The 13,315-nt window shown below is 68.6% G+C and carries 14 protein-coding genes; 6 read left to right on the top strand and 8 right to left on the bottom strand.

Annotated features, from left to right (window positions below):
* Window positions 1–148: 148 nt before the first annotated feature.
* Complete coding sequence (locus ACFOM9_RS04740) at window positions 149–862, bottom strand: pseudouridine synthase (protein ID WP_386706678.1); 714 nt, start codon at window positions 860–862, stop codon at window positions 149–151.
* Between the two features lie 152 nt (window positions 863–1,014).
* Between ACFOM9_RS04740 and ACFOM9_RS04735 the strand changes: the two genes are divergently transcribed.
* From ACFOM9_RS04735 to ACFOM9_RS04725, 3 genes are read left to right on the top strand one after another with little or no spacing between them, the layout of a single operon-like run.
* Window positions 1,015–1,656, top strand: a complete 642-nt coding sequence (locus ACFOM9_RS04735; protein WP_386706675.1) for a hypothetical protein — start codon at window positions 1,015–1,017, stop codon at window positions 1,654–1,656.
* Entirely contained in the window at window positions 1,653–1,985 is a 333-nt protein-coding gene (locus tag ACFOM9_RS04730; protein ID WP_386706672.1) for a transcriptional regulator, read from the top strand. The genes ACFOM9_RS04735 and ACFOM9_RS04730 overlap by 4 nt, the downstream gene beginning before the upstream one ends.
* A gap of 12 nt (window positions 1,986–1,997) precedes the next feature.
* Window positions 1,998–3,080, top strand: a complete 1,083-nt coding sequence (locus tag ACFOM9_RS04725; RefSeq protein WP_386706669.1) for a M23 family metallopeptidase — start codon at window positions 1,998–2,000, stop codon at window positions 3,078–3,080.
* 45 nt (window positions 3,081–3,125) lie between these two features.
* Here the strand turns inward: ACFOM9_RS04725 and ACFOM9_RS04720 are convergent, their stop codons facing one another.
* Window positions 3,126–3,410, bottom strand: coding sequence for a GNAT family N-acetyltransferase (locus ACFOM9_RS04720; RefSeq protein ID WP_386706667.1), 285 nt, complete (start codon window positions 3,408–3,410; stop codon window positions 3,126–3,128).
* A gap of 20 nt (window positions 3,411–3,430) precedes the next feature.
* A complete protein-coding gene (locus tag ACFOM9_RS04715) occupies window positions 3,431–4,507 on the bottom strand; it encodes a hypothetical protein (RefSeq protein ID WP_386706664.1) in 1,077 nt (358 codons plus the stop codon).
* Between the two features lie 217 nt (window positions 4,508–4,724).
* On the opposite strand from ACFOM9_RS04715, the gene ACFOM9_RS04710 reads away from it, so the two are divergent.
* Window positions 4,725–4,922, top strand: coding sequence for a hypothetical protein (locus tag ACFOM9_RS04710; RefSeq protein WP_386706661.1), 198 nt, complete (start codon window positions 4,725–4,727; stop codon window positions 4,920–4,922).
* Window positions 4,923–4,939: 17 nt separating this feature from the next.
* On the opposite strand, the gene ACFOM9_RS04705 is transcribed toward ACFOM9_RS04710, so the two are convergent.
* From ACFOM9_RS04705 to ACFOM9_RS04695, 3 genes are all read right to left on the bottom strand, one after another.
* Window positions 4,940–5,560: a rhomboid family intramembrane serine protease gene (locus ACFOM9_RS04705; protein ID WP_386706658.1), complete on the bottom strand. Its 621-nt coding sequence runs from the start codon at window positions 5,558–5,560 to the stop codon at window positions 4,940–4,942.
* Entirely contained in the window at window positions 5,560–7,146 is a 1,587-nt protein-coding gene (locus ACFOM9_RS04700) for a POT-type proton-dependent oligopeptide transporter (RefSeq protein WP_386706655.1), read from the bottom strand. The genes ACFOM9_RS04705 and ACFOM9_RS04700 overlap by 1 nt, the downstream gene beginning before the upstream one ends.
* A 66-nt stretch (window positions 7,147–7,212) precedes the next feature.
* Window positions 7,213–7,845, bottom strand: coding sequence for a glutathione S-transferase family protein (locus tag ACFOM9_RS04695; RefSeq protein ID WP_386706652.1), 633 nt, complete (start codon window positions 7,843–7,845; stop codon window positions 7,213–7,215).
* A gap of 171 nt (window positions 7,846–8,016) precedes the next feature.
* Between ACFOM9_RS04695 and ACFOM9_RS04690 the strand changes: the two genes are divergently transcribed.
* Window positions 8,017–9,801: a M14 family metallopeptidase gene (locus tag ACFOM9_RS04690; protein WP_386707346.1), complete on the top strand. Its 1,785-nt coding sequence runs from the start codon at window positions 8,017–8,019 to the stop codon at window positions 9,799–9,801.
* Between the two features lie 315 nt (window positions 9,802–10,116).
* Window positions 10,117–11,046, top strand: coding sequence for an endonuclease/exonuclease/phosphatase family protein (locus ACFOM9_RS04685; RefSeq protein ID WP_386706649.1), 930 nt, complete (start codon window positions 10,117–10,119; stop codon window positions 11,044–11,046).
* Between the two features lie 176 nt (window positions 11,047–11,222).
* Here the strand turns inward: ACFOM9_RS04685 and ACFOM9_RS04680 are convergent, their stop codons facing one another.
* Both ACFOM9_RS04680 and ACFOM9_RS04675 read right to left on the bottom strand, forming a co-directional pair.
* Window positions 11,223–12,272 (bottom strand): diguanylate cyclase, encoded by a 1,050-nt coding sequence (locus tag ACFOM9_RS04680; RefSeq protein WP_386706646.1) that lies wholly within the window; start codon window positions 12,270–12,272, stop codon window positions 11,223–11,225.
* Between the two features lie 248 nt (window positions 12,273–12,520).
* Complete coding sequence (locus ACFOM9_RS04675) at window positions 12,521–13,192, bottom strand: glutathione S-transferase (protein ID WP_386706643.1); 672 nt, start codon at window positions 13,190–13,192, stop codon at window positions 12,521–12,523.
* Window positions 13,193–13,315 lie beyond the last annotated feature (123 nt).

Here is a 13,315-nt window from a genome sequence, read left to right as displayed (position 1 = left end):
GGGGTTTACCCGAGGTTGACCGGGGTCGGCGGGGGCCATCCCGGCGGCCCGACGCGGACGCGGAATCAGCGCTGGCGGCGGGTTCCGGCACCCGTCTCGCCGCCAGGGAACGGAACTCCTGCCCTGTCCGACGAACCGCCATCGCGGGCTACCAGTCCTCCCGCCGGGGCAACAGGCCTTGCAGCTCGGCGTCGCTGAGATTCCGCCATTGGCCGGGCTTCAGGCGCCCCAGCTTCACGCTCCCTATCCGGACCCGCACCAGCTGCTTGACCCGGAATTTGAAGTGCGCGGCCATCAGCCGGATCTGGCGGTTCAACCCCTGCACCAGCACCACCCGGAAGCCGAACTTGCCGAGCTTGCCGGTCTTGCAGGGCAACGTCGTCTGGCCGTGGACCGGCACGCCGCGGGCCATGCCGCGCAGGAATTCGTCGGTCACCGGATGGTTCACCGCCACCAGGTATTCCTTCTCCAGCTTGTTTTCCGCCCGCAGGATGGCGTTGACGATGTCGCCGTTGCTGGTCAGCAGGATCAGCCCCTCCGAATCCTTGTCCAGGCGGCCGATCGGGAAGATCCGCTGCTCGTGGCCGACGAAGTCGACGATGTTGCCCTGCACGGCGGACTCGGTGGTGCAGGTGATGCCGACAGGCTTGTTGAGCGCGATGTAGACGTGCCGGCGCTGGCCCTTGGCCGCGCTGCGCGCGCGCAGCGCCTGGCCGTCGACCTTCACCTCGTCGCCCTCGCCGACCTCGGCCCCGACCCGCGCGCGCTGGCCATTGACGGTGACGCGGCCCTCGCCGATCAACCGATCGGCCTCGCGGCGCGAGCAGAAACCGGTGTCGCTGATGTGCTTGTTGAGTCGCATCGAATCGGGCAAGGCGGCGGGCGCGCAGTCTCGCAGATTGGCCGCGTCGCGGCACGGGCGACCCGGTCCTTCCCTCCGAATCGATGCCGCGAAGGCTTGACACGTCAGGTTTGCAGTGCAAACCTGTTTGCAACTTCCACCGAGCCACCGCCATGCAAGACGCCGCCGACCTGTCCCGCCTCGCCGAGAACACCAGCCGTTATGCCCGCTACTCGCGCAGCGCCGGCGGCCTGAGCCTGGTGATCGGGGGCGTGCTCTGCCTGGCCACGTTCGTGGTCGGCGCGACCGTCGAACTGACCCCTGCCCTGCGCTACCTGCTGGTCGGCGCGCCGCTCGCGTGGCTGCTGTCGAAGGAGTTGCTGCGCGCCTTCTATTACCAGCGCGCGGGGGCGGCGCGCGAGCGGCTGTCGGACAAGCAGCGCCGCATGCGCCGCTGGATGGTGGCGTACCTGGCGGCGATGTCGCTGCTGATCATCGCCGGCGTTGCGTGGACCGCGGGCACCCGCGCCTGGCAGTGGCCGGGAATCGCCTACATCGCGATCGTGGCGGCGATGCCGCTGGTCGCCGCGCGCTGGTTCTGGTCGGTCGGCGATTTCCTGGTCGGCGTGCTGCTGGTCTGCCAGGCCGCGGTCGTGATCGTGGGCCTGCATTACCCGTGGTACTGGATCCTGATCGCCGCGATCTATGCCGCGATCGCGGTCACCACCGGCTGGCGTGAGCATCGCGATTACCTCCAGCTGCGCGACGAACTCGGCCTGAGCGACCCCGGCCGCACGCCCGGCCGCTCCGCATGAAAAGCGACACGCAGGACGCCATCGACGCGGTCCTCGCCCTCGACCGGCTGGTCCACGAGCCGGCGCGGCTGGCCATCCTGACCGTGCTCGGCAGCGCGGAGCTGGTCGAGTTCGGCTTCCTCGAAACCGTGTGCCGGCTCAGCAAAGGCAACCTGTCGAGCCATCTGTCGAAGCTGGAAGCTGGCGGACTGGTCGCGGTCGACAAGAGCTTCCGCGGCAAGCGGCCCCTGACGCGCGTCGCCATCACCGACGCTGGCCGCGAAGCGCTGCAGCGCTACCGCCTGCAGATCGCGGCCCTGATTCATTCCGCCCCCGATCCAGACAACTGAGGAGACTTGCTGATGTCCACCCATATCCTGTCCGCCGGCCTCGCCGTGCTGCTGGCCGCGGTCTCGATGCCCGGCCATTCGCAATCCGACCCGCCCGCCGTCACCACGGACGCCGTACCGCAGGACGAACCCGCGATGCAGGCCGGGCGCGAGCTGTCGCGGCTGTTCCTGCAGGGCGAGACCGACGCAGTCTGGGCGCGCATGTCGCCGCAGATGCAAGCGGCCCTGGGCAATGCGGTGGCGCTCGCCGACTTCCGCGCGCAGGTCACGCGCGACCTGGGCGAGGAACAGGCGGTGATCGATGAATCATCCACCGCCGCCGAACCGGGCGCGCACGTCTACCTGCGCACCGCCCGCTGGAGCAGGCTGCCGACGCCGATCCTGATGCAGTGGGCCATGGACGACACCGGCCAGGTGGCCGGCTTCTCGGTCCAAGCCAAGCCCGGGGCGACGCCTGAGGCCGCGCCTTCGCCCTATCTGGATTACCAGACCAGGACGCGCCTGCGGTTGCCGTTCGACGGCCATTGGTACGTCGTCTGGGGTGGCCACGACATCGCGCAGAACTACCACGCTGCCACGCCCGGCCAGCGCTTCGCCTACGACCTGCTCAAGGTCGTCGGCGACAGCAGCCACCGCGGCGACGGCCAAGCGCTCGAGGACTACTACTGCTGGAACGAGAAGATCCTCGCGCCAGCCGACGGCACCGTGCTCGAAGCGGTCGACGGGCTGCCCGACCAAGCGATTGGCACGCGCAACACGAAAGCGATCGCCGGCAATCACGTCATGCTCGACCTTGGAAACGGCGAATACGCCATGCTCGCCCACCTGCGCCAGGGCAGCGTCGCGGTGAAGGCGGGACAGCGCGTGGTCGCGGGGCAGGAGCTCGGTCGTTGCGGCAACAGCGGCAATACCAGCGAACCGCATCTGCACTTCCATCTGCAGGACGCGCCGGAATTCGGCCAGGGCAACGGTCTGCCCGCGTTCTTCGAGCACTACATCGCCGATGGTGAAGCCGTCGAACGCGGCGAGCCGGTCAGGGGCCAGACCATTGCACCCGGTGCCGGTGACGCGGCGACGTCGCCGTCGAGGAATTAAATCCGCCCCACGCCCTCCGTCGCAGGCGGAGGCAACGGCGCCGGCTCATGCCGGCGCCAGCAGACCGGCGTGCTCGGGATGCTTGCGCAGGTACGCCTCGGCGTACGAGCAGTCCGGGCGCACCTTCAAACCGTGCTCCCGGGCATGCTGGAGCGCGGCTTCCACCAGCCGGCCCGCGATGCCGCGCCCTCCCATCTCCTTTGGCACGATGGTATGGACGATCACGAGCACATCGCCCTCGCGTGCGTACTCGACGAAGGCTTCGCTGCCCTCCTCTTCCACCGTGAATCGCTTGCGGCCTTCGTCTTGGCGGATGGCGTCGGTATTCAACACGTGGCTCCTGTTGCCGCTCAGCGGCTGTCTCGTTTGCCCTGGTTATGCCGGTCCTGCGTGCTGATGCTGCCCTGGGTTCCCTGCAATCGGCTCTCGGCGGCATGCAGCTCGGTGGCCTTGGCCGCCGCTTCGTCAGACTGGTAGCCGTCGTGCACGGTAGCGGCATGGCTGCCGTCGAGCTGCTGCCAGGCCGGTGTCTGGCGGTCGTGTTCCTGCTTGGCCTCGAGCAGCTTGCGGGTGTTTTCCAGCGCCTGCTCGGGCGTGATGCCTGGCGCCTTCTTCCTGCCCGTCGCGCGTTGCGGCCGCTCGGCGGCGCCCTTGCGCGCGGTCGTGGCGGATGCCGTGCCCGCCGGCCGCTTCGCGACCTTGCCGGCGCGCTTCCCGGGGGCCGATGCGGCCGCGGCCTTCTTGAGGGTCTTCTTCGCGGAAGGTCTTGCGGCGGACTGGTCCGCGGCCGTCTTTTTCGCTGGCGTCCGACGGGGCGCAGTCTTCGCCACAGCCTTTTTGGCCGCGCGCCCGCCCGTCGACTGCTTCGCGACCGCCTTTCTGGTCGTTGCCTTGCCGGCTGCGCTCTTCGTCCTGGCGGCCTTTGTGGCCGGGGACTTCCTGGTCGCTGCTTTCGTGGTGGCGGCCTTTCGGGCCGTGGCCTTCTTTGCCGCGGTTTTCCCGGTGGCAGCCCTTCTGGTGGCGACCTTCGCGGTCGCGGTCTTCTTCGTGGACGCCTTCTTCGCAGCAGCCTTCTTCGTCACAGCCTTCTTCGTCACAGTGTTCTTCGAGGCCTTCTTGGTTGCGGCCTTCCTGGTCCCGGCGGTCTTCGCTGCGGCTTTCTTCGCCCCCGCCTTCTTTGCTGCGATCCTCTTCGACCCGGCCTTGCCCGCCGGATCGACGCCGCGCGGCGTCCTGCCACCGCGACCGACGACCTGGCGATCGCCGACGTTCTTCGCCGCCGACTTCTTCTCGGCCTTGCGCATGCCCTGTCGGGCCGGGCCGGTGCGGATCGGCGTCGTCTTCGCCGCCGGGGTCCGGCGGTTTCCGCCGTCGGTCTGGTCGCCCGCTGCCTTGGTCCGCTTCGCTGTGCGCCTGGTGGTCGCCATGTTTCCTCCGTCTCGGGTTTCGGATGGTCGATTCCCAAGGCATATCACCCGGCTCATTCACGCTAGGTGAGCGGGACGGCGCGCCTCGGGTTGTCATTCAGCGGCCGCACTACGCGGATTGCTGACACCCTGCGTCATGTGCCGGCCGCGGCGGCTGCAGGCCAGGCGATTGGCACGCTTGCTGCTTCCTTCTGGACAACAGGGGGAGGAAATCGACATGTACGACCAGAGTGAGAACGCGGAACACGAGGCGGTCACCCGGCTGTTCGAGCTGGCCCGCAACGGCGACACCGACAACTGCGAATACAGCCAGCTCGATTCGATGATCTACGGGCGGCTGGAACAGGCCTACGGCGGCGGCGCCCAAGCCGTGCATCGGGTCGGGGCGATCCAGGTCCAGACCGCCGCCGCCTGATCCGAAAGCCGGCGACGCTAGCCGAAGGTCGGATTGGCCAGCTCGGACAGGAAGTGCGCCAGCAATCCGGGCTCCATCACCAGCGCGAACAGCACGCCATAGCCTGCGCCCCAGAGATGGGCGCTGTGGTTGACGTTGTCGGTCCCGCGCCGGTCCATCCAGATGCTGTAGCCGACGTAGAACACGGCATAGAGGATCGCGGGGATCGGAATCGGGATGAAGAAGATGTAGATCCCGGTCCAGGGCGCCATCAGGATGAAGGCGAACAGCACCGCCGACACCGCGCCCGAGGCGCCGAGGCTCCGGTACTGCGCGTCATGCCGGTGCTTCAGGTACGTGGGCAGGATCGCGACCACGATCGCCGACAGGTAGAACAGCACGAAGCCAACCGCGCCGATCCGCTCGACCATCACCTGCTCGACCGGCCGGCCGAAGAAGAACAGCGTGATCATGTTGAACAGCAGGTGGCCGAGGTCGGCATGGATGAAGCCGTGCGTGACCAGCCGGTCGTACTGCTTCGACCTGTCGACCGCGGGCGGCCACAGGATCAGGCGATCGAGCAGTTGCCGGTTGTTGAACGCAAACCACGAGACCAGGCAGGTCGCGACGACGATGACGAGGGTGATCGAGAGGGTCATCAGGCGGTCCGGTAGTTGTCCTGCATCGGGTAGCGCCTGGCGTACAGTGCGAACACCAGCGCGGTGAGCAGCGCGAACACGGCGAAGAAGAACATCAGGAACGCGTTCTCGGTCAGGCCGGTGCCCGCGATCTGCGTGGTGACAGCCTCGTTGCGCACCGCGGCGTTGGTGATCAGCACCCACAGGTTGCCGTACGACACCGACAGCAGCCAGAAGCTCATGATAGTGCCCTTCATCGACGGCGGCGCCTGGCTGTAGGCGAATTCGAGCCCGGTCGCCGACACCAGCACCTCGCCCAGGGTCAGCAGCGCGTACGGCGCGATCTGCCATGCGATCGAGACCGCATCGCCGCCATCGATCGCCAGCTGGATCATGCCCGCGACGATCCACGCCAACCCGGAGAACGCGATGCCCGCGCCCATCCGCCGCAGCGACGTGATCTCCAGCCCCATCCGCCGCAGCGCCGGGAACAGCACCAGGTTGTTGAACGGGATCAGCAGCATCACCAGCAGCGGGTTCAACGCCTGCATCTGCGCCGGCGCCTTGACCAGCCAGCTCGGCCACCACCACTGGTCGTGCGGCATCGTCATCGCCCCGCCCTGGATGACCCAGGTAGAGGCCTTCTGGTCGAACAGCGACCAAAACGGCGTGACCAGCGCGAACACGATCAGGATCCGCAGCACCGCGCGCACGCCTTCGATGGCGTGCTGCGGATGCACGCCGCGGGCACGATCAAGCTGCATCGACGCGCCCAGGCCGCCGAACGCCAGCAGCAGGCCCAACGCCAGCAGGACCGCGATCACGAAGTCGTCGCGGACCAGCCAGGCCAATGCCGCCACGGCCAGCGCCGCGCCGACCGCGAACACCACCAGCCCGGCCCTGCCCTGCCCCGGCGCGTGCGCGAACAGCGCCGTGCGCGCCACCCGCAGGAACGAATGCGGGTCCGCCGGCGCCGGCGGCACGTGCACGTACTTCTTGCGCCCGCTCCAGAAGATGATCGTGGCGATGAGCATCAGCACGCCCGGGATGCCGAAGGCCACGCTCGGCCCGTATTCGCGCAGGAAAATCGGCATCAGCAGCGAGGCGAAGAACGAACCGAGGTTGATCGTCCAGTAGAAGGCGTCGTAGACGATCTTGGCCAGGCTCTTGTTGGTACGGTCGAACTGGTCGCCGACGAACGCGGACACCAGCGGCTTGATGCCGCCGGAGCCCAGCGCGATCAGGAACAGTCCGGCATAGAAGCCCGTGCGGCTGTCCTCGAACAGCGCGAGGCAGGCGTGGCCGGCGCAATACACCAGCGACAGCCACAGCACGGTGTTGTACTTGCCGAAGAAGCGGTCGGAGATCCAGCCGCCCAGCAGCGGGAAGAAATACACGCCGATGACGAAGGTGTGGAAGATGTCCTTCGCCGCGCCGCCGCGCTCGGACTCGGGCAGGTAGGCCAGCAGCAGGCTGCTGATCAGGAACGGCACCAGGATGTTGCGCATCCCGTAGAAGCTGAAGCGCTCGCAGCCTTCGTTGCCGATGATGTACGGGATCTGCCGGGGCAGTTTCGGGCGGGCGGTGGCCGCGGCGGGTGAGGTCATCCGGGATTCTTGGTTTGGGCAAGGGGCAAGCCTAACCGATGGTGCCGCCCCGCCGGCGCGCGCGCCTCATGCCCACTCCGCCAGGCCCTCGCGCTCGTACAGCGCGCGGAACGAGGGCAAGGCCTTCATGCGGCCGGCCAGCGCCTCCAGATGCGGCCACGCCGTGGCCGGCTTCGGCATGTTGCGCGACCAGCGCATCAGCATGGTCAGGTAGAAATCGGCGGCGCAGGGGTACTCGCCGAGCAGGTAAGGCCCCTGTCTTCCGAGATGGGCATCGAGCAGCGCCCACTCGGCTTCGATGCGCGCGCGCGTGGCGGCGTGGACCGCTTCCTCGCAGTCGCCGCCCGCCGGCTCGTGCGGATACCACCACATCCGGAACAGGGGCTGCACCACGTTGGCCAGGTGGAACATCCACCCAAGGAACTCCATGCGCCGCGGCGCATCGACCGGTGGCGACAGCCGCGCGGCCGGGTGCGTGTCGGCCAGATGCACCAGCAGCGCCGCCGCCTCGGTATGCGGACGCCCATCGATCACCAGCGTCGGCACCACGCCGCAGGGGTTGAGCGCGAGGTAGGCCGGGGACTTCTGCGCGCGCGATTCGAAGTCGACCAGCGACAGCTCGTGGGCGATGCCGAGTTCCAGCAGCAGCCAATGCACCACCATGCTGGCGGCGCCCGGTGAGTAGTAGAGCGTGTGCATGCCTGGGCTCCGTCGGAAGTGGCCGCCGGATTATGGAAGGCTTCGGGCTCGATCCGCAAAGCGTCGTCCGGCAGCGCCAATCCCGACATTCCACTCGCCAAGCCGGGAAAAGCGCTGCCGGCGGGGCTGCATTGCGGCATCATCCACGTTCCGCCCGACCTGGTCCCGAACATGCGCCTGCTGCCGTGCTCCGTCGCCCTGCTCCTTGCCCTCGCCCTGCTTGCGCCGGCGGCGCACGCGCAGGACACGCCGCTGGATACGGTATCGGAGCGTTCGGATTTCGCCCGCACCGGCCGCTACGACGAGGTGATCCGCCTGTGCGACGCGTTCGCGCAGCGCCATCCGGATGCGGTGCGCTGCGTCGATTTCGGCACTACGCCCGAAGGCCGGCCGATGAAGGCGCTGGTGGCCACCCGCAGCGGCGCGTTCACCCCGGAACAGGCACGCGCGAAGGACATCCCGGTGCTGCTGGTCCAGGGCGGCATCCACGCCGGCGAATCCGACGGCAAGGATGCCGGCTTCCTCGCGCTGCGCCAGGTGCTCGATGGCGAAGCCGCGCCCGGCGCGCTGGAGCGGCAAGTGCTGCTGTTCGTACCGGTGTTCAACATCGACGGCCACGAACGCTTCGGTCGCTGGAACCGTCCCAACCAGCGCGGCCCGGAGGAAATGGGCTGGCGCACGACCGCGCAGAACTACAACCTCAACCGCGACTACCTGAAAGCCGATGCGCCCGAAATGCAGGCCATGCTGGCGCTGGTGCAGGCCTGGGACCCGCTGCTCTACGTCGACCTGCACGTGACCGACGGCGCCAAGTTCCGCCACGACGTCTCCTACCAGATCGAGCCGGTGCACGCCGGCGACATGCAGCTGCGCAAGGATGGCCTCGCACTGCGCGGTGCCCTCGTCGACGCGGTCGCGGCGCAGGGCGCGCACCCGCTGACGTTCTACCCGTCGTTCGTGGTCGAGGACGATCCGGCATCCGGCTTCGTCGACGGCGTCGCACCGCCGCGCTTCTCGCACGGTTATTTCCAGCTGCGCAACCGGTTCGGCCTGCTGGTCGAAACCCATTCGTGGAAGGAATATCCGGTCCGGGTGAAGATCACCCGCGACACGATCGTCGCCGTGCTCGACCAGATCGCGCGACACGGCAGCGACTGGCTGCGCGATGCGCACGCGGCGGACGGGCGCGCGACGAAGCTGGGCGGCAAGCCGGTGGCGCTGGACTGGAAGGCGACCGACAAGGTGCGCACGGTCGATTTCCTCGGCTACGCCTACACCCGCACGCTGTCGGACATTTCCGGCACGCTGATGACGCACTACGACGAGAACACGCCGCAGCTGTGGAGGTTGCCGCTGCGCGACGAGATCGTGCCCGGACGCAGCGTCGCGGCGCCGAAGGGCGGCTACCTCGTGCCCGCCGCGCACGCGGCGTGGGTCGGGGCGAAGCTGGCGCAGCATGGCGTCGACTTCCGCAGGCTGGATGCGGCCCTGCCGGCGGCGAAAGTCGAGGCGTTTCGTGCTGGGCAGGCCACGTTCGACGCGACCTCGGTCGAAGGCCACCAGCGGCTGGCGCTGGAAGGCGCCTGGAAGCCCGAAACACGGGACGTCGCCGCCGGCGCGCTGTTCGTGCCGATCGCCCAGCCCAAGGCGCGCCTGGTGATGGCGCTGCTGGAGCCGCAGGCGCCCGACGCCCTGGCGGCCTGGGGCGAATTCAACAACGCCTTCGAGCGCAAGGAATACATGGAGCCCTACGTGGCCGAGGAGGTCGCGCGCGCGATGCTGGCCAAGGATCCGGCGCTGCGGGCGCGCTTCGAGCAGAAGCTGCGGGACGACGCCGACTTCGCCGCCAACCCGCGCGCGCGGCTCGACTTCTTCTACCGCCTGCATCCGTCATGGGACGAGCGCTACAACCTGTATCCGGTGCTGCGGACCGCCAGGGTGCCGGCAACGCATTGAGGCGCGGCTGGCCGGAGTGGGGGAGAAATCGCGCCTGAGATCCTGACACTCGTGGGAGCGGCTTCAGCCGCGAGCTCCTGCAGGACGGCTCCAGCGCGGGATAGGGCCCGCCGCTGAAGCCGCTCCCGTGCATACGGTGGGGCTCGAAGCTCGGGCCCACCGTCGACGCCTCCATGGCGACCGCCTGCGCTCGGTGCGTGCGTTTCCTGCCGGGGCCTCTGCTTCGTTTTCTGCTGCACCCCGCCGGCCGACACCGCGTTCCACGCCTTGCGCGACAATCGGGCCTGCTGCCGAACGCGTGGCCCGGAGGCTTCCATGCACGTCTTCTCCGCTCCTTCCCTCGCACGCTTGCTTGCGCCAGCGCTCCTGCTCCTGCTGGCCGCCTGCGCCACGTCCGCCGGCCCGAAGACACGCGCCGACGCGGCCGCGCCGGAACTCACCCTGGTCACCCTCAACCTCTGGCACGACAAGGGTGACTGGCCAAAGCGCGAAAAGCTGATCGTCGCCCGCCTGCGCGAGCTGCGCCCGGACGTGATCGCGTTGCAGGAGGTGTTGCAGCGCGACGGCTTGCCCAACCAGGCCCGCACGCTCGCCGAAGCGCTGGGCTACGAGTACGTGTTCGCCTCGGTCGATGCGGATTCCAGGCCGCAGCGCTTCGGCAACGCGATCCTCAGCCGCCACCCGATCCTCGCCCACGACTGGAAGGCGCTCTTGCCGCTGGACGACTTCCGCAGCATCGTCCGCGTCCGCGTCGCCGTCGACGGGCGCCAGGTCAACGTCTACGACACCCATCTGCACTGGACCGAACAGGGCGGCGCGATCCGCGCCACCCAGGTGCGCGATGCGCTGGCCTACATCGCCCGCACCGCCGGCGATGCGCCATCAGTGCTGGCCGGAGACCTCAACGCGTCGATGGATGCGCCGGAGCTGCAGCCGCTGCTCGGCGACTTCCTCGATGCGTATGCCGCGATGCACCCGGGCATGGCACCGGGTGACCGCGCGCACGCCACCCTGGATCTCGCGCAATACCCGCCGCGGCACATCGACCAGGTGCTGCTGCAGCGCGAGGCGTTCGTGCCACTGCAGGCGCGGGTCATCCTCGACGACCCGGACGCCGAGGGCACCCTCGCGTCCGACCACTACGGCGTCCTGGTCAAGTTCCGGTTCGCGGAACCGGCGAAGCACGGGACCGGAATAAGCGCTCGCGCGACGTCCCACGACTCGAATCCCGGTCGCCCGAAGTAGCCGCTCACCCCTGACGTCGCCCGGTCAGCCTTTCGCCGGTCAGCGATGGTCGTCGCCGTGGAGTTTCAACGCGCGCATGCAAACCGATCAGGCTGCCGGCGTGAGGTGCGTCGCCCGGACCATCCAACCGGCTCCAACTGGAAAGCCGGCACGCGGGACAACGCGCTGGCCGCGACTCAGGCCACGTTGACCCGGTCGCCGCCAGCGGTCTTGGCGCCATACATGGCGGCGTCCGCGCGCCGCACCCAGTCGTCCACGCCGACCATCACGCGCTCGGCTGCGGCCAGGCCGATGCTCAGCGTGCAGCGCTGCGCAGCGGCGGCCTCGCCGCGCAGTTCCAGGAAGCGCATGCGGATGCGTTCGGCGATCTCACGGGCGCCGCGGATGTCGGTTTCGGTCAGAAGCACCGCGAATTCGTCGCCGCCATAGCGTGCCGGGGTATCGATTTCGCGCAGGGATGACTGCAACGCAGCGGACACGCAGCGCAGGACCTCGTCGCCCACTGCGTGCCCGTAGCCGTCGTTGACCTTCTTGAAATTGTCGACGTCGATCATCATCACCACCGCCGGACGCCGCGAGCGCAGGTAGCGCGCGAGTTCGCTGGCCGCGGCTTCGTCCCAGTGGCGCCGGTTGGGCAGGTCCGTGAGCGCATCGCTTCGATTCAGCCGCTGAAGCTGGCGGTTCTGCAGCGACACGCGATAGCCCAGCGCGAAGGTCATCGTGCTGAGCGCCAACGGATAGACGAACATGCACGGCAGCGACGCGACGATGACGAACATGCTGCTCTCGAGGCGGACGGGAAAGCCCAGCAGCGCCGACACGACGATGCAGGTGATCGCCTGCGCCGGGACGGTGCGCGCAGTGAAACGCCAGCCGGCCGCGCTGATCTTGTCGATCGTGAGCATCGTCACCAGCAACGCACTGGGGACCAGGTTGAACTCCATGATCGCGATCCACGCACCGCCCATCGCGGAGTCGAAGATCAGGTGGCCGAACTCCTTTCCGCGTGGATCGCTGCTGCGTCGCGCCCGCCACCAGGCCAGGTACGGCCACAAAAGCGTATGAACCGCCAGCAGGATCCAGGCCCACGTCGGCGCGTGGATCTCGTACAGGACCGAAGCGACCGCGGGCGCGCCCACGGCGAGTCCGAGCGCGCGCAGCCGAAGGGTCCGGCCAATGAACTTCCGGTCCCCCGAATTGGTCAGCTGGGATTCGACGAAGCCCATACGTGGTCGTTGCCCCTGTGAGCGTTGTTCAAGGGCGCGAGCATACCTGCGCCCAAGGTACGGCAACCCCGCGCTTCGTCACGCTGCACTAGGCTGCAGGCCAGCGTTCAGCCCGTTTCTGGCCTCCATGCAGCATCCGGCCTCGACCAAGCGTGCAGACGCATGCAGCGCGCTTGCACGTCTGTCGAGTGGGGATACGGGAACACGAAGCACGCGCGGCTCGCGTGAACGCCGGCGAGCCGGAGCGATCAGCCCAGCAATTCGTACGGGCCACCACGCGCCAATGCGCGCTGCCAGGCGGGGCGGGCGTGGCAGCGCTGCAGCCAGTCGTGCAATCGCGGAAAGCCATCAATACCAAATCGAGTGGCCAGCGCTTCGACCGGGAAGCTCATCTGCACGTCGGCCGCGCTGAATCGCGATCCGCAAAACCAGTCGCCCTTGGCCAGCTCCGCCTCGAGGTAATCGGCGTGGAGCTTGAGCTGCGGCCTGATGAAGCCGGCCATGGCCTTCGCGGCGATCCCACGCGCGACCGGGCGGGCGAAGAACGGCATCGGCGCCCTTGCCACGCGCGCGAACACCAGCGACAGCAGCAGCGGCGGCATCGCCGAGCCTTCGGCGTAATGCAGCCAGTAGCGCCAGCGCAGGCGCTCGCGGCTGCCGGGCGGCGGCGCCAGCGCATGCGCGGCGTCGTGGCGCTCGACCAGGGTTTCGATGATCGCGCCGGACTCGGCCAGCACGTCGCCGTCGTCCACCACCACCGGCGACTTGCCCAGCGGATGGATCGCGCGCAGCGCCGGCGGCGCCAGCAGTGTCTTCGGGTCTCGCTGGTACCGAATGACCTCGTACTCGAGGCCGAGTTCCTCCAGCAGCCACAGCACGCGCTGCGAACGGGAGTTCTCGAGGTGGTGGACGGTGATCATGGCGTCTCCGGCGCCGACAGCGCCGGCGTGTTCGTCGATGGTCGCAGGGCGGCCGTTCCAGGTGCAACGCGTGCCTGCGTGGATGCCCTTCGCAACGCGGGCCAGCTGGCCATGCGCAGGTGG

This window comes from Luteimonas notoginsengisoli (genome assembly GCF_042648885.1).
GTDB classification, from domain to species: Bacteria; Pseudomonadota; Gammaproteobacteria; order Xanthomonadales; family Xanthomonadaceae; genus Luteimonas; species Luteimonas notoginsengisoli.
This window is presented reverse-complemented; position numbering and strand designations above follow the sequence as displayed.